General features: G+C 71.2%; 20 protein-coding genes. 14 read left to right on the top strand and 6 right to left on the bottom strand.

Going from position 1 to position 23,781, the window contains the following annotated elements:
• The first annotated feature begins 39 nt into the window (after window positions 1–39).
• The 4 genes from QDS12_RS21820 (at window position 40) to QDS12_RS21805 (ending at window position 6,186) form a co-directional block, all read left to right on the top strand.
• Window positions 40–2,013: a PTS mannitol transporter subunit IICBA gene (locus tag QDS12_RS21820; protein WP_279883099.1), complete on the top strand. Its 1,974-nt coding sequence runs from the start codon at window positions 40–42 to the stop codon at window positions 2,011–2,013.
• 139 nt (window positions 2,014–2,152) lie between these two features.
• Window positions 2,153–2,428, top strand: a complete 276-nt coding sequence (gene rpsO, locus QDS12_RS21815; RefSeq protein WP_279883097.1) for a 30S ribosomal protein S15 — start codon at window positions 2,153–2,155, stop codon at window positions 2,426–2,428.
• A 149-nt stretch (window positions 2,429–2,577) separates the two neighbouring features.
• A complete protein-coding gene (locus tag QDS12_RS21810; protein ID WP_279883095.1) occupies window positions 2,578–4,809 on the top strand; it encodes a polyribonucleotide nucleotidyltransferase in 2,232 nt (743 codons plus the stop codon).
• Window positions 4,810–4,818: 9 nt separating this feature from the next.
• Window positions 4,819–6,186, top strand: coding sequence for a pitrilysin family protein (locus QDS12_RS21805; protein ID WP_279883093.1), 1,368 nt, complete (start codon window positions 4,819–4,821; stop codon window positions 6,184–6,186).
• A gap of 156 nt (window positions 6,187–6,342) precedes the next feature.
• Here QDS12_RS21805 and QDS12_RS21800 read toward each other — a convergent pair whose 3' ends face one another.
• Window positions 6,343–6,858, bottom strand: a complete 516-nt coding sequence (locus QDS12_RS21800) for a class I SAM-dependent methyltransferase (RefSeq protein ID WP_279883091.1) — start codon at window positions 6,856–6,858, stop codon at window positions 6,343–6,345.
• Window positions 6,859–6,913: 55 nt separating this feature from the next.
• On the opposite strand from QDS12_RS21800, the gene dapB reads away from it, so the two are divergent.
• On the top strand, window positions 6,914–7,657 hold the full coding sequence (dapB, locus tag QDS12_RS21795) for a 4-hydroxy-tetrahydrodipicolinate reductase (protein ID WP_279883090.1): 744 nt from the start codon (window positions 6,914–6,916) through the stop codon (window positions 7,655–7,657).
• Here dapB and QDS12_RS21790 read toward each other — a convergent pair.
• The gene (locus QDS12_RS21790) at window positions 7,654–8,205 is read right to left on the bottom strand and encodes a GNAT family N-acetyltransferase (RefSeq protein WP_279883088.1); all 552 of its coding nucleotides are present in this window, start codon (window positions 8,203–8,205) and stop codon (window positions 7,654–7,656) included. The two genes, dapB and QDS12_RS21790, sit on opposite strands and share 4 nt — an antisense overlap.
• A 42-nt stretch (window positions 8,206–8,247) precedes the next feature.
• Here QDS12_RS21790 and QDS12_RS21785 point away from each other — a divergent pair, with 42 nt between their 5' ends.
• Window positions 8,248–9,249, top strand: a complete 1,002-nt coding sequence (locus tag QDS12_RS21785) for an aldo/keto reductase family protein (RefSeq protein ID WP_279883086.1) — start codon at window positions 8,248–8,250, stop codon at window positions 9,247–9,249.
• Between the two features lie 7 nt (window positions 9,250–9,256).
• Here QDS12_RS21785 and QDS12_RS21780 read toward each other — a convergent pair whose 3' ends face one another.
• Window positions 9,257–9,838: a DUF3043 domain-containing protein gene (locus QDS12_RS21780; RefSeq protein WP_279883084.1), complete on the bottom strand. Its 582-nt coding sequence runs from the start codon at window positions 9,836–9,838 to the stop codon at window positions 9,257–9,259.
• Window positions 9,839–9,962: 124 nt separating this feature from the next.
• Between QDS12_RS21780 and QDS12_RS21775 the strand changes: the two genes are divergently transcribed.
• The gene (locus QDS12_RS21775) at window positions 9,963–10,769 is read left to right on the top strand and encodes a PspA/IM30 family protein (RefSeq protein WP_279883082.1); all 807 of its coding nucleotides are present in this window, start codon (window positions 9,963–9,965) and stop codon (window positions 10,767–10,769) included.
• Window positions 10,770–10,835: 66 nt separating this feature from the next.
• Here the strand turns inward: QDS12_RS21775 and QDS12_RS21770 are convergent, their stop codons facing one another.
• The 3 genes from QDS12_RS21770 to QDS12_RS21760 are packed head-to-tail and all read right to left on the bottom strand — an operon-like array spanning window position 10,836 to window position 15,960.
• The gene (locus QDS12_RS21770; protein WP_279883080.1) at window positions 10,836–13,637 is read right to left on the bottom strand and encodes a bifunctional YncE family protein/alkaline phosphatase family protein; all 2,802 of its coding nucleotides are present in this window, start codon (window positions 13,635–13,637) and stop codon (window positions 10,836–10,838) included.
• A gap of 14 nt (window positions 13,638–13,651) precedes the next feature.
• On the bottom strand, window positions 13,652–14,998 hold the full coding sequence (locus QDS12_RS21765) for an ABC transporter permease (protein ID WP_279883079.1): 1,347 nt from the start codon (window positions 14,996–14,998) through the stop codon (window positions 13,652–13,654).
• The gene (locus QDS12_RS21760) at window positions 14,995–15,960 is read right to left on the bottom strand and encodes an ABC transporter ATP-binding protein (RefSeq protein WP_279883077.1); all 966 of its coding nucleotides are present in this window, start codon (window positions 15,958–15,960) and stop codon (window positions 14,995–14,997) included. Before QDS12_RS21760 ends, QDS12_RS21765 begins: the two co-directional genes overlap by 4 nt.
• Window positions 15,961–16,108: 148 nt before the next feature.
• Between QDS12_RS21760 and htpX the strand changes: the two genes are divergently transcribed.
• The 7 genes from htpX to QDS12_RS21725 all read left to right on the top strand — a co-directional run bounded on the left by htpX (window position 16,109) and on the right by QDS12_RS21725 (window position 23,729).
• Window positions 16,109–17,032: a zinc metalloprotease HtpX gene (htpX, locus tag QDS12_RS21755; protein WP_279883075.1), complete on the top strand. Its 924-nt coding sequence runs from the start codon at window positions 16,109–16,111 to the stop codon at window positions 17,030–17,032.
• Window positions 17,032–17,619 (top strand): hypothetical protein, encoded by a 588-nt coding sequence (locus tag QDS12_RS21750; protein WP_279883073.1) that lies wholly within the window; start codon window positions 17,032–17,034, stop codon window positions 17,617–17,619. Before htpX ends, QDS12_RS21750 begins: the two co-directional genes overlap by 1 nt.
• 75 nt (window positions 17,620–17,694) lie before the next feature.
• On the top strand, window positions 17,695–18,945 hold the full coding sequence (locus tag QDS12_RS21745) for a biotin/lipoyl-binding protein (protein WP_279883071.1): 1,251 nt from the start codon (window positions 17,695–17,697) through the stop codon (window positions 18,943–18,945).
• A complete protein-coding gene (locus QDS12_RS21740; protein WP_347882195.1) occupies window positions 18,942–19,637 on the top strand; it encodes an ABC transporter ATP-binding protein in 696 nt (231 codons plus the stop codon). Before QDS12_RS21745 ends, QDS12_RS21740 begins: the two co-directional genes overlap by 4 nt.
• Window positions 19,634–20,863, top strand: a complete 1,230-nt coding sequence (locus QDS12_RS21735; protein WP_279883069.1) for an ABC transporter permease — start codon at window positions 19,634–19,636, stop codon at window positions 20,861–20,863. The genes QDS12_RS21740 and QDS12_RS21735 overlap by 4 nt, the downstream gene beginning before the upstream one ends.
• Before the next feature lie 23 nt (window positions 20,864–20,886).
• Window positions 20,887–21,810 (top strand): DUF5666 domain-containing protein, encoded by a 924-nt coding sequence (locus QDS12_RS21730; protein WP_279883067.1) that lies wholly within the window; start codon window positions 20,887–20,889, stop codon window positions 21,808–21,810.
• Window positions 21,807–23,729: an HlyD family efflux transporter periplasmic adaptor subunit gene (locus QDS12_RS21725; RefSeq protein WP_279883066.1), complete on the top strand. Its 1,923-nt coding sequence runs from the start codon at window positions 21,807–21,809 to the stop codon at window positions 23,727–23,729. The genes QDS12_RS21730 and QDS12_RS21725 overlap by 4 nt, the downstream gene beginning before the upstream one ends.
• Window positions 23,730–23,781 lie beyond the last annotated feature (52 nt).

The raw sequence follows: 23,781 nt of genomic DNA, 5'->3' as shown, positions 1-23,781 counted from the left end.
ACGCACGTCACGCCGCCTCTGAGAACGAGAGGACGTTCCATGGCCGCGACCGCCAGCGCACCGACCACCGTCCCGAGGTCCCGACCCGGGGCTCGCGTCCACGTGCAGAAGTTCGGCACGTTCCTGTCCAACATGGTGATGCCGAACATCGGCGCCATCATCGCCTGGGGCCTCATCACGGCGTTCTTCATCCCCGTGGGGTGGACCCCCAACGAGAAGATCGCCACGATGGTCGGCCCGGGCATCTACTACCTGATCCCGCTGCTGATCGCCTACACCGGCGGCTACAACGTCTACAAGATCCGCGGTGGCGTCGTCGGTGCGACCTCGACGCTGGGCATCATCCTCGCCACCAGCTCGCCGCTCTTCGACAAGGCCTACGCCGAGACCGGCGGGTCGCCGATGTTCCTCGGCGCCATGATCATGGGACCGCTGGGCGCGTTCGTGATCATGCGGCTCGACCGGCTGTGGGACGGCAAGATCAAGCCCGGGTTCGAGATGCTCGTCAACAACTTCTCGGCCGGCATCTCGGCGGCCCTGATGGCGATCGGGGCGATGTTCCTCCTCGGGCCGGTCCTGCGTGCCGTCATGGAGGGCCTCGGCAACGTGGTCGAGTTCCTCGTCAACCACAGCCTGCTGCCGTTCACCGCGATCTTCATCGAGCCGGCGAAGGTGCTGTTCCTCAACAACGCGATCAACCACGGTGTCCTGACGCCGCTGGGCCTGGACCAGTCGAAGGAGATCGGGCACTCGGCGCTCTTCCTGCTCGAGGCCAACCCCGGGCCCGGCGCCGGCGTGCTGCTCGCCTTCATGGTCTTCGGCAAGGGCGTCGCCAAGGCGACGGCACCGGGTGCGTTCGTGATCCAGTTCCTCGGCGGCATCCACGAGGTCTACTTCCCCTACGTGCTCGCGAAGCCGCGCCTCCTGCTGGCGCTCATCGCCGGCGGTGCGACGGGAACGCTGATGAACGTCATCTTCGACTCCGGCCTGGTGGCGCCGGCGGCGCCGGGCTCGATCTTCGCCGTCTACTCCTCCCTGGCCAAGGGCAGCGCCCTCGGCGTGACGCTGTGCTGGTCGAGCGCCCTGGTGGTGACCTTCGTGGTCGCGGGTGCACTGCTGAAGCTCGAGCGCTCCGACGAGGAGATCGACCTCGTCGGCGCGACCGCACAGATGGAGGCCAACAAGGGCAAGCGGTCGTCGGTGGCGAGCGTGCTGACGGGGGAGCGGGCGCACACGGGCGAGATCCGGTCCATCGTGTTCGCCTGCGACGCCGGCATGGGCTCCTCCGCCATGGGCGCCTCGGTCCTGCGCAAGAAGATCCGCGACGCCGGCCATGACGAGGTGACGGTCGTCAACAAGGCGATCTCCGACCTCAGCGACACCTACGACCTCGTCGTCACCCACCAGGACCTCACCGAGCGGGCCCGGGAGAGGACGCCGTCCGCGATGCACGTCTCGGTCGACAACTTCATGGGCAGCCCGCGCTACGACGAGATCGTCGAGTTGGTCGACCAGGGGTCGACCGGAGCGGAGGTTCCCCTGGAGACGGTCCCGTCCGCGGGCGTCGAGGCGGCGGCGGACGGCAGCGTGCTGTCGCCGACGTCGGTCGTCCTCGGCGGCACGGCCACCTCGCGTGACGCGGCCATCGACGAGGCCGGACAGCTGCTTCTCGCGGCCGGTGCCGTCGAGCCGTCGTACGTCGCGGCGATGCACGAGCGGGAGCGGTCGGTGTCGACCTTCATGGGCAACGGGCTCGCGATCCCGCACGGCACCAACGACGCGAAGGCCGCCATCCGCCGGACCGCCATCTCCTTCGTGAGGTACGACGAGCCGGTCGACTGGAACGGTCAGCGGGCCGAGTTCGTCGTCGGGATCGCCGGAGCCGGCGACGACCACCTGGCCCTCCTCGCTCGGCTCGCCGAGACGTTCACGGACCCCGAGCGCGTCGCGCGGCTGCGGGAGGCGCGGGTCCCTGAGGAGGTGCTCGACGTCCTCGAGGGAGTCAGGGTCTGAGCGGGGCGCCCGGCTCGATTGGGTCGGGCGCACACCGCCGGGATAGTCTTCTCCGGTTGCCGTAAGAACGGCCGCGGACAAAAAGTGCCCCGGTGAACAGGCCCGGGCGCGCCGCGCAGCGAGACGAGAGGAGCCCTCCATGGCGGTTGGAACCGACGCGGAGACCAAGAAGAAGATCATCGCCGAGTACGCCACGACCGAGGGTGACACCGGCTCGCCCGAGGTGCAGATCGCGCTGCTGTCGCACCGCATCGGCCACCTCACCGAGCACCTCAAGCAGCACAAGCACGACCACCACAGCCGTCGTGGCCTGCTGCTGCTCGTCGGCCAGCGTCGTCGTCTGCTCAACTACCTGCAGAAGACCGACATCAACCGGTACCGCTCCATCATCGAGCGCCTCGGTCTGCGTCGTTGATCACGACCTCAGTCTTCGCGTGACGGCCAGCCACCCCTGCGGGTGGCTGGTCGTTCCGCATTTCGGGCCTCTGCCCGATAGGCTGTCTGGCGAAATCCGAGTCCAAGAACGTGGAGCGAGGCGCTCCACCGCTATGACAAGAGAAGAAATTGACTGAACCCGTCATCTCTGCCGTCGAGACCGTTCTCGACAACGGCAAGTTCGGCAAGCGCACCGTCAAGTTCGAGACGGGCCTCCTGGCCCGCCAGGCCGCCGGTTCGGTGACCGCCTACCTCGACGACGAGACCATGCTGCTGTCGGCCACCACCGTGTCCAAGCAGCCGAAGGACCACTTCGACTTCTTCCCGCTCACGATCGACGTCGAGGAGCGGATGTACGCCGCGGGCAAGATCCCCGGCTCCTTCTTCCGGAGCGAGGGTCGTCCGGGCGAGGACGCCATCCTCACCTGCCGGCTGATCGACCGCCCGCTGCGCCCGACCTTCAAGAAGGGCCTGCGCAACGAGGTCCAGGTCGTCATCACCGTCCTCGCGCTCGACCCCGACCAGCCGTACGACGTCCTCGCGATCAATGCGGCCTCGATGTCGACGCAGCTGTCCGGCCTTCCGTTCTCCGGCCCGGTGGGTGGCGTCCGCGTCGCCCTCATCGAGGGCCAGTGGGTGGCCTTCCCGACGCACAGCCAGCTCGAGGACGCCGTCTTCGACATGGTCGTGGCCGGCCGGGTCACCGAGACCGGCGACGTCGCGATCATGATGGTCGAGGCCGAGGCGACCGAGCAGACCTGGAACCTGGTCCAGTCCGGCGCCCAGGCGCCGACCGAGCCCATCGTGGCCACCGGTCTGGACGCCGCCAAGCCGTTCATCAAGCAGCTGTGCGACGCGCAGGTCGAGCTGGCCAACGTCGCCGCCAAGCCGGTCGCCGAGTTCCCGATCTTCCTGGACTACCAGGACGACGTCTACGACGCCGTCGAGGCCGCCGTGTCGGCCGAGACCGCCGAGGCGCTCACCATCGGTGGCAAGCAGGAGCGCGAGAGCCGTCTCGACGAGATCAAGGCGTCGCTCCTGGAGAAGGTCGCCGGCCAGTTCGAGGGCCGCGAGGGCGAGATCGGCGCCGCGTTCCGCTCGCTCAACAAGAAGCTCGTCCGCGAGCGCGTCCTGCGCGACAAGGTCCGCATCGACGGTCGTGGCCTGGCCGACATCCGTCCGCTGCACGCCGAGGTCGGCGTGATCCCGCGGGTGCACGGCTCCTCGCTCTTCGAGCGTGGCGAGACGCAGATCCTCGGCGTCACCACCCTCGACATGCTCAAGATGGAGCAGCAGCTCGACACGCTCTCCCCGGAGAAGCACCGCCGCTACATGCACAAGTACGTCTTCCCGCCGTTCTCGACCGGCGAGACCGGCCGCGTCGGCTCCCCGAAGCGCCGCGAGGTCGGCCACGGCGCCCTCGCGCGTCGTGCCCTCCTGCCGGTCCTCCCGACCCGCGAGGAGTTCCCCTACGCGATCCGTCAGCTCTCCGAGGCCATGGGCTCGAACGGCTCGACCTCGATGGGCTCGGTCTGCGCCTCGACGCTGGCACTGCTGCAGGCCGGCGTGCCGCTCAAGGCTCCGGTCGCCGGCATCGCGATGGGCCTGATCTCCGGTGAGATCGACGGCAAGACCGAGTACGTCGCGCTCACCGACATCCTCGGCGCCGAGGACGCGTTCGGCGACATGGACTTCAAGGTCGCCGGCACGCCCGAGTTCGTCACGGCGCTGCAGCTGGACACCAAGCTCGACGGCATCCCCGCCGACGTCCTCGCGGCCGCGCTCAACCAGGCCAAGGACGCGCGTACCGCGATCCTGGAGGTCATGGGCGAGGCGATCGAGGGTCCGGAGGAGATGTCCCCCTTCGCGCCGCGGATCATCACCGTGAAGGTGCCGGTCGACAAGATCGGCGAGGTCATCGGCCCGAAGGGCAAGGTGATCAACCAGATCCAGGAGGACACCGGCGCCACGATCTCGATCGAGGACGACGGCACCGTCTACATCGGTGCGACCAATGGCGACGCGGCCGAGGCCGCCCGCGCGGCGGTCAACTCGATCGCGAACCCGACGATGCCCGAGGTCGGCGAGCGCTACCTCGGCACCGTCGTGAAGACCACCAACTTCGGTGCGTTCGTGTCGCTGCTGCCCGGCAAGGACGGCCTGCTGCACATCACCAAGCTGCGGGCCCTCAACGACGGCAAGCGCGTCGAGTCCGTCGAGGACGTCGTCGAGGTGGGTCAGAAGATCCAGGTCCAGATCGTCGAGATCGACGACCGCGGCAAGCTCTCGCTGGCCCCCGTCGTGGAGGAGGCCGACAATGCGGCTGAGGCCACGGATGAGGCCGTCGAGGTGGAGGAGTGACGCTCCGGCGTGAGCTCTCGCAAGACTGAGACCGAGACGACCGGCCGGCAGGGCACTGCCGGCCGGTCGTCCGGTTCTGCCCTGTCCGGCGCCAGCCAGCGGGTCGGCACGACGGTGACGCTCGAGGAAGGCCCCGGATCCGTCGTACGACGCACGGTGCTGCCGGGCGGGCTGCGTGTCGTCACCGAGCAGATGGCCGGCGTACGGTCCGCCGCCGTGGGCGTGTGGGTCGGCGTCGGCTCCCGTGACGAGAGCGCCCGCTTGCACGGCGCGTCGCACTTCCTCGAGCACCTGCTCTTCAAGGGCACCCCCGAGCGCACCGCGCTCGAGATCTCGCTGGCGCTCGACGCGGTCGGCGGTGAGTTCAACGCCTTCACCACGAAGGAGTACACCTGCTTCCACGCCCGTGTCCTCGACAGCGACCTGCCGCTGGCGATCGACGTCCTGGGCGACATGGTCACCGCGTCGCTGCTCACCGCCGACGACGTCGAGGCCGAGCGCGACGTCATCCTCGACGAGATCGCCATGCACGACGACGACCCGGACGACGTGGTGCACAACCTGTTCGCCGCGGAGGCGTTCGGTGAGGGCGCCCCGCTGGGCCGGGGGATCGCGGGTACGGCCGAGTCGGTCGAGGCGCTCAGCCGCGACCAGATCCGGCGGTTCTACAAGAAGCACTACCGGCCCGCCAACATGGTCGTCTCGGCCGCGGGCAACCTCGACCACGCCACCGTCGTGCGGCAGGTCCGCAAGGCCTTCGGGCGCGACGGCTTCCTGTCCGGCAGCGAGCCGCCGGTGCCTCCGCGCACCGGACGCCCCGTGCGCATCGCATCGGGGTCGGTCTCGGCGAGCCGGCCGTTCGAGCAGGTCAACCTGGTCCTCGGCGTACCCGGCCTGGCCCGTGACGACGACCGCCGCTTCGCCCTGTCGGTCCTGACGACCGCACTCGGCGGCGGCACCTCCTCGCGGCTGTTCCAGGAGGTGCGCGAGCGGCGCGGCCTGGCCTACTCGATCTACTCCTTCGCCAGCTCCCACGCCGAGACCGGCCTGGTGGGCGTCGCCGTCGGCTGCCTCCCCTCGAAGGTCGAGGAGGTGCTCAAGGTGGTCCGCTCCGAGATCGCGGTGCTCGCCCGCGACGGCATCACGGCCGACGAGCTCGCGGTCGGGAAGGGCCAGCTGCGCGGCGGCCTCGTGCTCGGTCTCGAGGACTCCGCCTCCCGGATGTCGCGGCTCGGCAAGGCCGAGCTGGTCCACACCGACCTGCTGACGATCGACGAGGTCCTGACCCGGATCGACGAGGTCACCCTCGAGGACTGCCGCGCCATCGCCGCCCAGGTGTTCGCCGGCCCGGAGATCCTCGCCGTCGTCGGCCCCTGACCTGAAGCTCGGCTGGTCGAGTAGCGATCGCCAGCGAGCGTGTCGAGTCTCGTGGGGCCTACTCGTCCGGTCTCGACACGCCGGCCGCGACTTCGTTCCTCAGCCGCGCCCGCCTACTCGACCCCTGACGACGCAGTTCCGCTGACGCGGCGTGCGTCACTTGCGGCCGATGATCCCGATGACCGCAGGCTGCTTCTGGTCGACGACCGAGACGCGGAAGCCTGCGCCGATCAGGGCCTTCGAGGTGTTCTCGACCATCGCGGCCACGTCCTCGCGGCGGGTCGACTCGTAGAAGATGTTGCAGGTGCCGCCGGGCAGGAGGCGTTCGTAGAGCAGCGCCACCTCGTCGGTCGCCTCGCGCACCCAGAACAGGTTGACGTTGAACGCGAAGACCTTGTTGAGCCGCTTCACGGGGACGCGCAGCGTCGCCAGGTCGATCTGGCGGACGGTCAGCCGGCCGGCCTGGACGAACTTGGCGCAGCGGCGCTTGGTCCGGTCGACGCCCGACTCGGAGCGGTCGATGGCGAACAGCTTGCCGGTCTCGAGCCTGCTGCAGATCAGCTCCGCGCCCGCGCCCGGGCCGCACCCGACCTCGAGAATGTGGTCGTTGGGGTGGACGTCGATGAAGTCCACGGCCCAGCGGATCCGCGCCGGAATCGTCTGCACTGGCATGGTCTCAGACTGCCAGATCGGGTCGGCGGGTGGTGGACCCGGTAGGGTCCGACGCGTGGTGAAGGTGGGTGTACTGGGCGCACACGGCAAGCTCGGCTCGGCGATCGTGGAGGGTCTCGAGGGATCCGACGAGGTCGAGGTCGTCGCCCGGATCGGCAGCGCCGACCCGTTGGAGACACTGCTCGACCGCGGCGTCGACGCCGTCGTCGACGTGACGACCCCCGCCGCCGTCATGGGCAACCTCGAGTTCTGCGTCTCCCACGGCATCCACGCCGTCGTCGGCACCACCGGCTTCGACGACGAGCGGCTCGCGACCCTCCGCGGCTGGCTCGACGACGCTCCCAGCGTCGGCGTGCTCATCGCCCCCAACTTCTCCATCGGCGCGATCCTGATGATGCGCTTCGCGGCGGAGGCCGCCGCCTTCTTCGAGTCGGTCGAGATCGTCGAGCTGCACCACCCGACGAAGGCCGACGCCCCCTCCGGCACGGCACGACGTACGGCGGAGCTGGTGGCCGCGGCCCGCCGCGACGCGGGCCTCGGGCCGGTCCCTGACGCCACCAGCACGCAGCTCGACGGCGCCCGCGGCGCGGTCGTCGACGGCATCCACGTGCACGGTCTCCGGATCCGCGGGCTGGTCGCCCACCAGGAGGTCGTCCTCGGCGGGGTGGGGGAGACGCTCACGATCCGGCACGACTCGCTCGACCGGGCCGGCTTCGTCCCGGGCGTCCTCGCGGGCCTGCGCGGCGTGGCGGACCACCCGGGCCTCACGGTGGGGCTCGAGAGCTACCTGTCCCTCTAGCCCTCCAGGGCGACGTGGAGCCGGATCTCCTTGAGCGGCTTGCCCGACGGGGACTCGAGGGTGCGGTGGGCCCCGTCGGGCACCCAGCCCGCGCCGGTCAGGAAGCCACGCAGGTCGTCGTCGGTGGACGGCACCCAGCAGACCGCGCGCGTGAACCGGTCGGCGACGAGCGTGTCGGCAGCCGCCTGCAACAGCCGCGAGCCGTGACCCTCGCGCAGCCGGGACGGGTCGACGGTCAGCTCCTCGACGACCCCGTCGCGCATCGGCTCGCAGTCCGGGTCGGTCGCCGGGCCGGTCATCACGAAGCCGACGACGTCGGCGTGGGCCAGCGCGACGAGCACCCGCTGCCGGGCGTCGGCCGCCTTGACGAGGGACGCGCGCCAGGCGGCGGTCGCCGCCTCGACCGCCTCGGGGCCGGACGGCAGCTCGGACGCGGTCAGCAGGCCGGCGTACCGCTGCTGCCACGAGCGCAGCTGCAGCGCCGCGATCGCGGGCGCGTCCTCGGCCCAGGCGACCCGGACGCTGACATCGGAGGTGGGGGAGCTCACCCGTCGATCCTGCCGCATCGGGGGCTCAGTAGGGTCGAGGACATGGAGATCCGCAACCTCGGCAACAGCGGCCTGAAGATCTCGGCCATCGCCTACGGCAACTGGCTGACCCACGGCTCGCAGGTCGAGGAGGACGCGGCGCTCGCTTGCGTGCGGCGGGCGTTGGACGAGGGCATCACGACGTTCGACACCGCCGACGTCTACGCCAACACGGTCGCCGAGGAGGTGCTCGGGAAGGCGCTCGCCGGCGAGCGGCGCGAGAGCCTCGAGATCCTCACCAAGGTCTACTGGCCGACCGGGCCGGGCAAGCACAACGACAGCGGCCTGTCGCGCAAGCACATCATGGAGTCGATCGACGGCTCGCTGCGCCGGCTGGGCACGGAGTACGTCGACGTCTACCAGGCGCACCGCTACGACCACGAGACGCCGCTCGAGGAGACGATGGAGGCCTTCGCCGACGTCGTCCGCAGCGGGAAGGCGCTCTACATCGGGGTCTCGGAGTGGACCGCCGCCCAGCTGCGCGCCGGGCACGCGCTCGCCCGTGAGCTGCGGATCCCCTTCGTCTCCAACCAGCCGCAGTACAACATGCTGTGGCGCGTCATCGAGTCCGAGGTCGTGCCGGCCTCGGAGGACCTGGGCATCGGCCAGGTCGTCTTCTCGCCGATCGCGCAGGGCGTCCTGACGGGCAAGTACGTCCCGGGCCAGCCCGTGCCCGAGGGGTCGCGGGCCACCGACGAGAAGGGCGGGGCCGACTTCATCGGCCGCTACCTGAACGACGACGTGCTGACGAGGGTCCAGCGACTCAAGCCGCTGGCCGAGCAGGCCGGGCTGTCGCAGGCCCAGCTCGCCGTCGCCTGGGTGCTGCAGAACCCGAACGTCTCGGCGGCGATCATCGGTGCGAGCCGGCCCGAGCAGGTCACCGAGAACGTCAAGGCGGCCGGGGTCACGCTCGAGGCCGACCTGATGGCTGCGATCGACGATGCTCTCGGCGACGCCGTGGAGCGCGACCCGGGGAAGACCGTGTCGCCGGCCAAGCGCCCCTGACGCCGGCTCAGCGGTAGGTGTCGGGCAGCTGCTGCCCGATGCGGACCTGCGGCTTCGGCATACGCAGGAAGCGGAGCTGCACCGCGCGCACCACGGCGTAGTAGGTGAGGCCCTTGCGCGTCGACTCGGGGAAACGGCGCTTCATCTGCCGGTGGAGGCCGAAGCGCAGCCAGAGCAGGTTGGCGACCACCGCGAGCAGCATGAGCGTCATGAACGCGTTGGAGAACCAGGCCAGGGTGTTGTTGCCCGACCAGCCGAGCACCATCGTGACGACCAGCAGCGGCAGGATCAGCTCGGCGAGGGTGAACTTGCTGTCGACGAAGTCACGGGTGAAGCGCCGCTCCGGGCCCTTGTCGCGCGCCGGCAGGTAGCGCTCGTCGCCCGTCTTCATCGCCTCACGCATCTTCTGGCTGGACTCGTAGCGCATGTTGCGCGACGCGGCCGCCTGCTCCTTGCGGCCGCGCGGCGTGCGGGCGCGGGCCAGGCGCGCGGCCTCGGCCTCCTTGCGGCTGGGCGTCGGACGGCCCTTGCCGCCCTCCTTCAGAGAGGTCTGGTCGACGACGGCGCTCTCGGACTTGCGACGGAACAACTCAGGGCCTTATCCAGCGGGGATGGGTACGGCGTCCAGCGTAGTGGCTCGGTCGCGCATGGTTGTCTTCGCGCCGTAGGGTGAGGGCACCCATCGATCCTGCGTGAGAGGCAGCCGAACCGCCATGAGCCTGTGGAGTCGTTTCTCCCTGATCTTCAAGTCGAAGGCGAGCAAGGCGCTGGACCGCGCCGAGGACCCGCGCGAGACCCTCGACTACAGCTATCAGAAGCAGCTGGAGCTGCTCGCCAAGGTGCGCCGCGGCGTCGCCGACGTGGCGACCAGCCGCAAGCGCGTCGAGCTCCAGCTCAACCAGCTCAACCAGCAGTCCGGCAAGCTCCAGGAGCAGGCCGAGAAGGCCATCGGCCTGGGCCGCGAGGATCTCGCCCGCGAGGCGCTGACCCGCAAGTCCGGCCTGACGGCGCAGATCTCCGACCTGCGCACCCAGCACGACGCGCTCCAGGCCGAGGAGGAGAAGCTCACCCTCGCGCAGCAGCGGCTGCAGGCCCGGGTCGAGTCGTTCCGCACCCGCAAGGAGACGATCAAGGCCACCTACACGGCGGCCGAGGCGCAGACCAAGATCAACGAGGCCCTCACCGGCATCGGTGACGAGCTCGGCGACGTCGGCGCCGCGATCCAGCGGGCCGAGGACAAGACGGCGCAGATGCAGGCCCGCGCGGGCGCTGTCGACGAGCTCATCGCGTCCGGCGCGCTCGACGACGTCACGTCCCTCAACAAGGGCGACGACATCTCCCGCGAGCTCGAGGCGCTCAGCTCGCAGGGTGACGTCGAGGCCGAGCTCGCCCGGCTCAAGGGCAAGGCCGGCGGTCAGGAGATCCCGGCCGCCGACGCCCCCGAGGCGATCGAGTCCAGCCCTCTCCTCGACGGCACGGCCGAGGAGAGGCCGGCCGAGAAGCCGACCGAGCAGCAGTAGCCAGTCCGCACCCACGACGGCCCGCCGGGGAGTCCCCGGCGGGCCGTCGTGGGTGCTGCAGGAGCCTCAGTCGTTGTCGGGCGACGGAATGGCGCCGCCGGGGACCTCGGACGGGGCATAGACCTGGCTGTCACCCGGGTAGGGGACCTTCCAGCTGTGGGTCTGGTACCACGTGAAGCGGTTCATCAGCTCGGGCGCCGCGTAGTCGGCCCGCGCCCCGTTGCCCGTGAGCTTCTGCTGGGACTTCCACTTGTTCCACTGGGCGGCGATCGCCGTCTTGTCGTCCGGCACTGCGGTGGCCTGGGCCTGCTGGGCCTTGAGCTTCTGGGCGGCCGCGCCGGTCAGGCCGAGCGTGTCGGGACCGCAGGCCGGTGGCGTGGCGACACCCTCGGTCAGCGGGATCTGGTTCGGTACGGCGTCGAACGGCGTGTAGTCCGGCTTGGACTGGAACGCGGTCGTCATCGGCGTCGCGGCGGCCAGCTTCTGGTTCAGCGGCTGGGCACCCAGGATCTGCTCGATGGTCCGGACCATCGTGATCTGGGCGTAGAACCGGCTGTCGGTCCTCCCGTGCTGCGCCCACGGGCTGATGATCTGGATCGGCGCGCGGTGGCCGTCGACGTGATCGGCGCCCGCCTGGCTGTCGTCCTCGACCACGAAGATCGCCGAGTCCTTCCACCACTTGCTGTGGGAGATCTCGTCGACGATCCGGCCGACGGCGAGGTCGCCGTCGGCGACCTGGGCCCGCGGGTCCGCCGTACCGCCCGTGTGGTCGCTCGAGAGCCACATCATGTTGAAGTTCGCGGGACCGTTCTTCTCGAACTCCTGCTTCCAGATCTGGTAGCGGTAGATGTCCGGGATCGCGGTGTCGAACGGCGGCGAGGTCGGGTTGCTGATGGCGTTGAGCGACGGGATCACCGAGCCGTAGTTGCCCTTGAGCTCGGGCGACGTCAGCTGGGCGGGGTCGCCGCCGGCGTCGACGCTCTTGCTGGCGCAGTAGTACTGCTGCCAGGTGCCGGAGGGCTTGCCCTCGGTGTACTCGAACTCGCCGAAGTTCCGCGCGGTCTTGTGGGCCTGCTGGACGGCGGTCCACAGGAAGCCCGAGCGCTGGTGACCGAGCACGTCCTCCTCGGTGTCATAGCTGCGGACGTACTCGCCGGCGCTGGACTCGGTGTACTCCGGGTTGTCGCCCTGCATCAGCCAGTTGTGGCCCTCGGCGGAGTTGGTGCCGATGTCGTAGGTGTTGTCGTAGAGCCCGAACTGCTTCGCCAGCGCGTGCTGGTTCGGGGTCACCTGCGCGCCGAACTGGGCGAGGGTCGCGTCGCCGTTGCCCTCCGTCAGGTCGCCGTAGACCTGGTCGTAGGTGCGGTTCTCCTTGACCAGGAGGAAGACGTGCTTGATCGTCGACGGGTCGCCGATCCGCTTCGGGACGGGGACCGCCTTCACCTTCTTGCCCGTCGCCTGCTTGACGTCGGTGCCGCTGGCGCCCCAGCCGTTCTGGGCGAAGACGGTCCTGGTGTAGTCGCCGATCTTCCGGTCGCTGGGCAGCGTGAACCGCGTCAGCGAGCCGGTGGTGCCGTGCGTGCCGTGGCCGGTCGCCTTGGTCGTACCGGTGCCCTGCGTGAAGCTCAGCAGCGGGCCGCGGGCGTCGATGCCGCGGGTGTTGGTGACGACGACCTGGTCGCCGGCGGTGGTGACCTCGGCCGGGTAGTAGTCGGTCGGGAGCAGCCCGATGAAGTCGACCGGCTCCTGCGGGTTGCCGTGGTAGCGGTAGACGGCCACCGCGTTGGCCCGGCCCAGGGTGACCAGCAGGTGGCCGTCCTTGGTCAGGGTGACGCTGTTGGGCTGGTAGCCGACCTTCGACCCCGCCCACGGCTGGGTGTTGATCGTCTGCACGACCTTGTCGCGCTGGGTGTCGACCACGGAGACGGTGTCGTCGAAGGAGTTGGTGACGAAGAGCGCGTTGCCGGCCACCTTCAGCGCGGTGGGGTGCAGGCCGACGCCGATCGAGCGCACCGCCGCGGCGGGCTGGGTGGTGTCGATGACGCTGAGCGTGCCGGTGGTCGACGTACCCCGGAACCCGTCGGCCGGTACGGCGGTCCCGTAGGAGTCCATCGTCGTCTCGCCGGGCTTCGCGGCGCGGCCACCCTCGTTGCTGACGTAGAGCTTGCTGCCGACGAAGGCGAGCTGGCGGGGCGCGGTGCCGACCGTCCAGGTCTGCTTGATCGCGCCCGTGGCAGGGTCGAGCGCGAGCACGCGGTTCTGCCCGTTGACGGCCACGTAGAGCGTCGAGCCGTCGGGGGAGTAGGCCGACTGGCCGGGCAGGGCTGAGTGCCCGTCCACGGCGGCGATCGGGAAGCTGGTCGGGGTGCCGAGGCTGCCGTCGGCGTTGACCGGGAACCGGGTCACGCCGTTCGTCTGGGAGATCCAGAGGAACTTGCCGTCGGGCGAGTACGTCGGCGCCTCCTGCCCGACGCTGTTGTCGGTGAGCTTCTGGTTGACGCCCGCGGCGGTGCCGGCCCGCCAGACCAGCTGGTAGGTCGACAGGTCGAAGATCTGCACGGCGACCGAGCGGTCGGTGCTGGTCACGGCGAGGAAACGGCCGTCGGGGCTGGGGGCCGAGGCCATGAACTTGCCGTAGACGGTGGAGAGCCGGTCGCCGATCGGCTTGATGACCTGGTCGGCGGACACCTGGAGGCCGTTGGCGTACTCGGTGCCGACCTGCTGGTGGTCGAAGATCGTGGTGGAGCCGTAGGCGATGCCGCCACCGGCGACCGCCAGGGCGGCCGTGCCGGCGATCGCGAGGCGGAGCCGCCGCTTGCCGAAGAGCCCGAGACGGACATCTGGAACGCGTCGTCGCGTTACCTGCATGGGTCTTTCCCTTCTCAGCTGTGATGAAGCAGGTCGACGGAGCCGTCGAGCTGCCAGAGGGGGTTGGGTGCGTCACCGTGCGGTGTCCGCACCTGGAAGTAGCCGTTCACCTCCTTGGGGCCGTCGCCGTCGGCGACGTAGCGGCCATCGGCCGTGACGTCGAGCTGGTAGATCGCGGCGCCCACGGCGGTCGAGCCGGGCAGGCGCCACGACACGACGCAGCGCCAGTCGTTGCCGGCGCCGTGGTCGTCGACGCGGGTGCCGCCCTTGTCGCAGTCCGCCTTCGCGGAGAGCTGCGCCTCGGTCACGGCCGGGCGGTGCAGCTCCTCGGTCTGCAGGCGGTAGAGGTGCGCGAACGCCGTCCCCAGGGAGGCATCGAGCTTGTCCTTCTCGATCCCCGATCCTCGGGCCGGGGTCGAGAGCGACACCACACCGACCGTGACCGCGACGAGGGTGGCCAGCGGGAGCGCCGCGACGAGGAGGGCGCGCCGGCCGGCGCCGTCGTAGGCCAAGTCCGTGAAGTCGCGGCGCAGGAAGAGCAGGTAGGCGAGTGCCGTGGCGACCGCCGCCCAGGCCAGGCTCACGACGATGCCCACGACGAGCGGGCCGGTCTGGCCCGGGTCGGTGAACAGCCCGCGCCAGGCGAGGAAGGCGTTGCTCGGCAGCGCCAGCCGTACGGCGACCGGCACCGGCAGCATCAGGACCAGGTCCATCCCCAGCGCGAGCACCGCCGGCACCAGCAGGCCCATCGGCGAGCGGCCGAGCACGACGGAGCCGAGCAGGCCGACCGCGGCGAAGGCCAGCGTCGGGGCCAGCACGCACAGCCAGGCGAGGACCACGGTGCGGGCCGCCGTACCGGTCGGAAGCAGGTGACCGTCGAGTCCCACGAGGGAGTGGCTGCCGACGGCGGCCAGCCCGCCGACGATGCTCGACACGGCCAGGCCGGCCAACATGAGGACGATGAGGGTGAGGCTGGCGAGGGCCTTGCTGAGGAAGATGCGACGCGGCGAGCGGACGGCGACGAGCAGGTGCCGCCAGGTGCCGAGGCGGTCCTCGGCGGCGAACACGTCGCCGGCGACGAGCGAGGTCAGCAGCGGCAGCGCCCAGCTGCAGGCGAAGGCGAGCACGACCAGCGATCCGGCCCAGCCGGTGGCCAGCATCCACCGTCCGAAGACGGTGTCGGTCGGCAGCGACGACTGGCGGCTCACGACCGCGACGAACCCGGCGGGAGCCAGCCAGCAGACGAGCAGCACGACGCGGATGCGCCACTGCGAGAGCAGCTTGGCGAGCTCGAAGCGGAAGCCGGGCAGGACGGCGGCCGGCCGAGCGACGTCCCCGAGCGGTGCGACGACGGTGGTCACCCCACCTCCTCCCTGCCCGCGTCCCGAGCAGGGTCGATGCCCGTGAGGGCGAGGAACGCCGCCTCCAACGGCGTCACCACCGGGGCCAGCTCGCGCACCGCCACACCCGCGCCGACGAGCCGCACGACGAGCTCGTCGAGGGCTTGTACGGCGCCGCGCACGACGAGCGCCTCGCTGCGCCGCTGGAGCCCGTCGGCGGTCACCAGGCGCAGGCCCGGCGTGGCGGTCGCCACCTCTCGCGCGGTAGCGGGGTCGGAGGTCAGCACCCGGTAGTCGAGGTCGCCGCTCTCGGAGGCCAGCTTGGCGACCGGCCCGGCGAAGACGACGCGGCCGGTGGCCAGGATGGTGACCTCCGAGCAGAGCGCGGCGAGGTCGTCCATCCGGTGGCTGGAGAGGACGATCGCCACGCCGTCGTCGGCCAGCCGGCGGATGACGCCGTGGACGTGGTGCTTCCCGGCCGGGTCCAGGCCGTTGGCCGGCTCGTCGAGGACCAGCACTCGCGGCCGCGTGATGAGGGCCGCCGCGAGCCCGAGCCGCTGGCGCATCCCGAGGGAGAAGCCGCGCACGCGGTCGTCGGCGACGTCGCTCAACCCCACCGAGGCCAGCGCCTCGTCCACCTCGCGTGCCCGATCGGGCCCGAAGCGGCGCAGGGTGGCCAGCGCCGCCAGGTTCTGGCGGGCGGTCAGCGACGGGTAGAGGCCGGGCCCGTCGACGAACCCCGCGACACCCTCCGGTACGGCGAGCACCCGGCCGACCGGCGTACCGAGGATCTCGAGCGTGCCGGAGTCGGCGACCGCCAGGCCGAGGAGGAGCCCGAGGAGGGTCGTCTTGCCAGCGCCGTTGGGTCCGACGAGCCCGTGCACCTGGCCCTCCGGGACGTCGAGATCGACGCCGTCGAGGGCGAGGACGTCGCCGAAGGACTTGCTGATCCCACGCGCCCGAACTGCGGGGGTCCGCTCCATGCCGAGAACCTTTCCGTTGCGAACGAAAGGGAACCTATGGATGGGTCCTGTCCGTTGCAGGGAGGAAAGAGGAACGCTCGGTGAACCGACGTCGGCTTTCCGGGGAGGACCGCACCCCACCGGTTGCGGAATGAAGGAGACTTGCCTCATGGCACGCACACGGTTCGCGGGAGACGCGGGGCTCTCCACGCGGATGACCTTGGTGATGGTCCTGCTGGGGGGACTGTTCGTCGCGTTGATCGCGGTGCTGATCGCGATCTTCCCGCCCCAGTACGCACCCTTCATCGGCCTGATCGGCCTCGGGGTCGCCTGGTGGCAGTGGTACCAGTCGGACACCGTCGCGATGAAGGCGATGCGTGCCCGCGAGGTCTCGCCGGAGGAGGCGCCCGAGCTGCACGGCATGATCGAGCGGCTCTGCGCCCTCGCCGACATGCCGAAGCCGCGCGTCGGCGTCGCCGACACCGACCTGCCGAACGCCTTCGCGACCGGCCGCTCCCCGAACCGCTCGGTTGTCGTCGTGACCACGGGCATCATGCGCCGGCTCACCGCCGAGGAGCTCGAGGGCGTGCTCGCCCACGAGCTCTCCCACGTCGCCCACCGCGACGTCCTCGTCATGACGGTCGCCTCGTCGGCGGGCATCATCGCGAGCATGCTGACGCGCGGTGCGCAGTACGGCGCGATCTTCGGCGGGGGCGACCGGCGCCGCGGCAACGACAACAACGGGCTGCCGATCTGGCTGATCGTGCTCGTCGTCAGCATGGTGGTCTACGCCGTCAGCTTCCTGCTGCTCCGGCTCCTGTCCCGCTACCGCGAGCTGTCGGCCGACCGCGCCGGTGCTCAGCTGACGATGAAGCCGCGAGCGCTGGCCAGCGCGCTGCAGAAGATCACCGGCGAGATCAACCAGATCCCGACCGCCGACCTGCGCCAGAGCCAGGCCATGAACGCCTTCTTCATCGCCCCGGCGGTCAGCGGCGTCTCGCTGCGCACGCTGACCTCGACGCACCCGTCGCTCGAGCAGCGGCTCGAGCAGCTGGCCAAGATCGAGGCGGAGCTCGGCAGGCCGGCGGACTGATGGGGTTCTGGGACACGATCACCGGGCGGTCGAAGCCCAAGCAGGCCAAGCTGGACTCGCTCTTCCTGGTGCCGAGCGCCGCGATCACGCTGCAGACGACGCTCGGCCTGGTCGCGACCGGTGACGGCTCCGTCTGCTACCGGGGCGCGGCCGGGTCAGGCTTTGCCACCACCCAGGCAGACCTGGTCGCCCTCGTCTCCGAGGGGTCGGACGCGCCCCGGGTCACGACGACCGCCGACGAGTTCGGCTTCACCTGGCTCGAGCTCGACCACGACCCGGTCGATCCGGCCAACCCCGACCTCACCTCGCTGTGCACCGGCCTCCACGCCGTCAACTCGACCCTCGAGGAGCAGGGGTTCGGCCCCGGGCTGCTCTGCTCGCTGGTGCCGTTCACCGGCGCCGACGGGCGCACGATCGGGCTGGTCTACCTCTACAAGCAGGGCACGTTCTACCCGTTCGCCCCGCAGGCGGCGAAGGCCCGCGACAACCTGCTCGAGCTGCAGGTGCGCGACGCCCTGGCCGGCGAGCTGCCGATGGAGCAGGACCTCGGCCGTTGGCTCGCGGTGTGGGGCGCACCGGGCCTGTGAGGCTCCTGAGGCTTCCACAGGTCCAGCACAGGTTCACCTGACGACCGGCACAGCCCGGTCCGCGAGCCTCTGCCCGTGCGATGGAGACTCCTGAAGAAACGGCGCCGCGGGCGCACCTGGTGGTTGGTCACGGCGGTCGCGCTCGTGGTGGTCGCGGGCAGCGGCGGCTGGCTGCTGTTCCGCAGCGACGACGGAGCGGCAGCAACGGCCGCGACCACAGCGCAGGTCAGCTCCACCACGATCCAGCAGACGGTGTCGGCGTCCGGCACCGTGGCGGCCGCGAAGACGGCCGACCTCGACTTCGGCGTCTCCGGCCGCGTCACCCACGTCTGGGTGGCCGCGGGCGACAAGGTCAAGAAGGGCCAGCGACTGGCGGAGGTCGACGCGACTGCCCTCGAGGCCGCGCGCACCGCTGCACAGAGCACCCTCGACGCCGCACGGGCGCAGCTCTCCGAGGACGAGGACGCCAACGCCTCCGACGTCCAGGTCGCGGCCGACCAGACCTCGGTCGTGTCCGCCCAGGCGTCGCTGGACGAGGCCGAGCAGGCCGTGGACGACGCTGTCCTCCGGTCGACCATCTCCGGCACGGTGACCTCCGTCGGCCTGGAGGTCGGTGACACGGTCGGCAGCGGGAGCTCCGGCGGCAGCAGCAACGGCAGCGCGGGTGGCAGCAGCGGCGGCCTCGGCTCCGCGTCGTCCAGCGCCTCGACCTCGACCTCGAGCACCACCGCGGTCACCGTCGTCTCCAACGGCACCTACGTCGTCGACGCCACGGTCGCCAGCTCCGACGTCGCCCAGGTGAAGAAGGGCCTGCAGGCCAACATCACCGTGACGGGCGTGAACGACACGGTCTACGGCACCGTGCAGAGCGTCGGTCTGGTCGCCGAGACCAACAGCAGCGGCGCCGCGGTCTTCCCGGTCACGATCGCCGTGACCGGTCAGCGCAACGACCTGTTCGCGGGCACCTCGGCGACCGCGTCGATCGTCGTCAAGCAGACGCCCGACGTGCTCGTGGTCCCGAGCCGCGCCCTGAAGTCCAGCGGCGACACGACGTACGTCCTCAAGATGGTGAGCGGAAAGGCGACGAGGACGACCGTCGAGGTGGGGCAGACCTACGGCGCCCAGACGCAGGTCCTCTCCGGCCTGAAGTCCGGCGACACCGTCCAGGTGCCCGGCTTCACCCTGCCCTCGGGCGCCGGCACCCGCAGCAACCGCAGCAACCGCACCGGCAGCAACCAGCAGGAGGGTGGGTTCCCCGGCGGTCAGGGCGCCTTCCCCGGCGGGGGCTTCCCGGGCGGCGGCGCGGGCGGGGGCTTCCCCCAGTGAACGCTCCCGTGGTCGACCTGAGCGGCGTGCGCAAGACCTACCGTTCGGGCAGCATCGAGTTCGAGGCGCTGCGCGGCATCGACATGCAGATCGCCGGGGGCGAGTACGTCGCCGTCATCGGGCCCTCCGGCTCCGGCAAGTCGACGCTGATGAACCTGCTCGGCTGCCTGGACACCCCCACCGAAGGGACCTACCTGCTCGGCGGCGAGGACGTGTCCCGCATGACCGAGGCGCAGCTCGCCGAGGTCCGCAACCGGCGGATCGGCTTCGTGTTCCAGCAGTTCCACCTCCTCAGCTCGCTCCCCGCCTGGCGCAACGTCGAGCTCCCGCTCGTGTACGCCGGCGTGCCGCGGGCCGATCGTCGCGACCGTGCCGTCGCTGCGCTCGAGAAGGTAGGGCTGGGCGACCGGGTCGAGAACCGACCCGGCGAGCTCTCGGGCGGCCAGCAGCAGCGTGTGGCGGTGGCCCGCGCGCTGGTCACCGAGCCCGACATCATCCTCGCCGACGAGCCGACCGGAAACCTGGACTCCGGCTCGACCGAGGCCGTTCTCGGCCTCCTGGAGGAGCTGCACGGCAGCGGTCGCACCATCGTGCTGATCACCCACGAGCACGACGTGGCGGCACAAGCGGACCGCAACCTGGTGATCCGCGACGGACTCATCACCGACGACCGACTGGTGGGTGCCCGATGAACTGGAGGGAGACCTTCCGCACCGCCACCGACGCGGTGCGTGCCCACCGGCTCCGCTCGCTGCTCACCATGCTCGGCATCGTCATCGGCATCTCGTCGGTGATCCTCACCGTCGGCCTCGGGCAGGGTGCGCAGGACAAGGTGAAGGACCAGATCAGCGCGTTGGGCAGCAACCTGCTGATCGTGTCTCCCGGGTCGAGCACCAGCTCGTCCGGCGTACGCGGCGGCTTCGGTTCCTCGACGACGCTGACCCTCCAGGACGCCCAGTCGATCGGCGATCGCGCCGTGGTCCCGGACGCGGACAAGGTCGCGCCGGTCTCCTCGGGCTCGGCCTCGCTGACCGCGGGTCAGACCAACTGGACGACGTCGGTCGTGGGCACGACCGCCGCCTGGCCGGAGGTCAGGGCCCGCTCCGTCAGCGAGGGCAGGTTCTTCACGAGCGCCGAGGTGACGTCGGCGGCGAACGTCGTCGTGCTCGGCGCCGACACCGCCTCGGAGCTGTTCGCCACCCCGCAGAGCCCGGTGGGGCAGCAGGTGAGCGTCGACGGGACCCCGCTGACCGTCATCGGGGTCCTCGCGTCCAGCGGGTCGTCGTCGACGGGCTCCTCGGAGGACGACCAGGCGATCCTCCCGATCAGCGCGCAGAAGCGGCTGACCGGTTCGACCACCTCGGCGGTCAGCACCATCTACGTCGAGGCGACCTCCGGGAGCACGCTGTCCGCGGCCTACCAGGAGATCAACGCCCTGCTGCTCAACGCGCACGGCGTGACGGCGAGCACGGCCGACTTCAGCATCTCGACCCAGGACTCCCTGGTCGAGACGGCCAACTCGACCAACAAGACCCTGACCGTCCTCCTCGGCGGCATCGCCGCCATCTCGCTCCTCGTCGGCGGCATCGGCGTCATGAACATCATGCTGGTCTCGGTGACCGAGCGGATCCGGGAGATCGGCCTGCGCAAGGCGCTCGGCGCGACCCCGGCGGTCATCCGGCGGCAGTTCCTGGTCGAGGCCTCGCTGCTCGGACTCTGCGGCGGCGTGATCGGCGTCGTCATCGGCTACGTCGGCTCCTTCGTGCTGCCGTCGCTGATCGACCAGCCGGTGTCGCTCTCGACGCTCGCCACCTGTGCCGCCCTCGGCACCTCCCTGGCGCTGGGCATCGGCTTCGGGGTCTACCCCGCCAGCCGCGCCGCCCGTCTCACCCCCATCGACGCGCTGCGGTCCGAGTGACCGGCGCCGTGAAAGGAACACCCATGAAGCTCGCTCGTCCCGTCCTGGCCGCCTCCGCAGGTGTGCTGATGCTCTCCCTCACGGCGTGCGGCGGTGGCAACGACTCGCAGGCGACCGACGGCCAGCCGGGCAGCCAGCCGGGCAGCCAGCAGGGCGGGTACGCCGGTGGCGGGCAGGCCGGTGGCCAGGGCTCCGGCCGCTTCCCCGGGGCGAACGGCCTCGTGGCCGCCATCAGCGGCAAGACGCTGCAGGTGCAGGGCCAGTCCGGCCAGACCGCCGTCACCTACACGGGCTCGACCACCTTCACCGCGCAGGTCGCCGCCAAGCTGAGCGATGTGGCCGCCGGCAGCTGCGTGGTCGTCATGCCGGTGCAGGACAGCTCCTCGAGCGGCTCGGGCGCTGCGGACACCCAGCAGACGGCGATCACCGCGGCGTCCGTGCGGATCACCGCCGCCCAGAACGGGTCCTGCGACGGCGGCTTCGGCGGGTCGCGGGCCGACCGGCCGTCGGGTGCCCCGAGCGGGATGCCGACCGACCTGCCGAGCGCCGCCCCCGACGGTGCGCCCGACGGTGCGCCGGACGGTGCGCCCAGCGGAGGGCCCGGCGGTCGCCGCGGGATGTTCGGCGCGTTCGGGAAGGTGCTCGGCGCCACCGGCAACACCTTGACGGTGATGTCGCAGACGCCCGGAGCGAGCAGTGGGTCGAGCACGTCGACCACGGTCGAGGTCACGGTCACCGCCGACACGACCTACACGACCACCAAGACGGCGACGGCCAAGGTCCTCGCCGTGGGCAAGTGCGTCAGCGCCAACGGCCAGAGCGACGACACCGGAGCCGTCACGGCGCAGCGGATCACGATCAGCGATGCCGTCAACGGTCAGTGCACCGGCGGGTTCGGTGGCGGGTTCGGGAGCGGGTTCGGCGGCCGGCAGGGAGCCAGCTCGTGAGGCGGTTGCGGCCCCGGCACGCGATCGCTGGCGGACTCGTCCTGGCGCTGGCCGGCGGCGGCTGGGCGGCGTACGCCGGCAACGCCGACGCGGCCGGCAACTACCGCACCGCACTGGCGGCCCGCGGCGACGTCGACCAGTCGCTGACGCTCTCGGGCACCCTCACGCAGAGCGGGCGGGTCGACCTCTCGTTCGCCACGTCCGGCACCGTGAGCAAGGTGACGGTCTCGGCCGGCGACACCGTCGCAGCCGGCGACGTCCTCGCGCGCCTCGACAAGACGTCGCTCGAGGCGGCGGTGAAGAAGGCGCGCGCGGACGTGGCCTCCGCCAGGGCCCAGCTCGAGTCCGACGAGGACACGCAGGCGTCGACGGTCAGCACGGCCACCTCGTCGACCTCGTCCGGGTCATCGGGGTCGTCAGGAGGCTCGGGTTCCGCGGCCCCCTCGGGCTCGGCTCCCTCGGGGTCGACGCCGAGCGGCTCGACCGGCGGTTCGACCGGCGGCTCGACCGGTGGGGGAGCGGGGTCAGGTTCCGGTGGGGCCACCGTCCAGGTGCCGCCCGCGGTGACGGCGGCGCTCGCCAAGCTGGCCCGGGAGCAGCAGGCCGTGACGTCGGCGCAGTCGGCCGCCACGTCTGCGCTGACCGGCGCCGAGGACGAGCTCGCGGCCCAGACGGAGGCCTGCAAGGACGCCTTCGCGGGAGGCGAGACCGGCTCCGGTGACGATTCCGGTGACACGACGGACCCGGACGGGACCGGATCCGGTGGGGGCGACGGTGACGGTGCCGGCGAGACGACCGGATCGGGCAGCACCCAGGGCTCCTCGGCCACCGACGATGCCTGCACCGACGCGCTCGCGGCGGTCCAGGACGCCCAGCAGTCCGTGAAGGCCGCCCAGGACGACCTGCAGAGCGCCCTCGAGACGCTCGGCGGCACGCTCGACGACGCCGTCGCGGCACTGCGCCAGGGGTCGACGAGCGGCTCGAGCGGGACGAAGTCCAGCGGCACCAAGACGAGCACCACGCCGAGCACCCAGGCGAGCACGAAGGCGAGCACGAAGGCGAGCACGAAGGCGAGCACCAAGGTGAGCAGCACGACCGCGACGGCGACCGGCGGGTCGCCCGCGTCGACGGGCGGCTCGGAGTCCGTCGGTGGGTCGGGCGGCGCCGCCAGGACGGTCACGGCCGCGACGCTCGCGTCGGACCAGGCGAAGATCGACGAGGCGAAGGCCGCGCTCGTCGAAGCCCAGCAGTCGCTGGCCGGCGCGGTCATCACGGCGCCCAACGCGGGCAAGGTCGTCGCCGTCGACGTCGGTGCCGGCGACTCCGCCAGCGCCGGTACCGACGCGGTCAGCCTCGTCGGCGAGGGCACCACCACCGCGCAGCTCAGCGTGAGCTCGACCGACCTGGCCGAGCTCGAGGTCGGCCAGGCGGCCGCGGTCACCCCCGCCGGCGCGGACAAGGCGCTCCCGGCGAAGGTCACCTGGATCGATCCGCAGCCGAGCGACTCGAGCAGCACGACGACGTACCCGGTCGTCGTGACGCTGGACGACAGCGGCCTGGACCTGCCGAGCGGCGGCACCGCCTCGGTCGCGATCGTCATCGGGACGGCGTCCGGCGTCGTCACGGTGCCGACCAGCGCCGTGAGCAACGGCAGCGTCACCGTGCTCGACGACGGCACCCCGACCCGCGTACGGGTGACGACGGGAGTCGTCGGGCGGAGCCGCACGCAGATCTCCGAGGGCCTGAAGGCCGGCCAGCGGGTCGTCCTGGCCGATCTCGACGAGGCGCTGCCCAGCGGGGGGTCCACGACCAACCAGCGCCGCTTCGGCGGCGCCGGCGGGCTCGGCGGCTTCACCGGCGGGGGCCCGTCCGGGGGCGGCGCGTTCCCCGGCGGGGGTGGCTTCGACGGCCGCGGCTGACGGGTCGCGGCATCGGGGCCGGCACGGGATCGGGCCGGCCCCGACCCGCATC

Origin of the sequence: Nocardioides sp. CER19 (assembly GCF_029846275.1) — a bacterium.
Taxonomy (GTDB): domain Bacteria; phylum Actinomycetota; class Actinomycetes; order Propionibacteriales; family Nocardioidaceae; genus Nocardioides.
The sequence above is the reverse complement of the archived record's forward strand: the minus strand, read 5'-3'. Positions and strand labels throughout refer to the sequence as shown.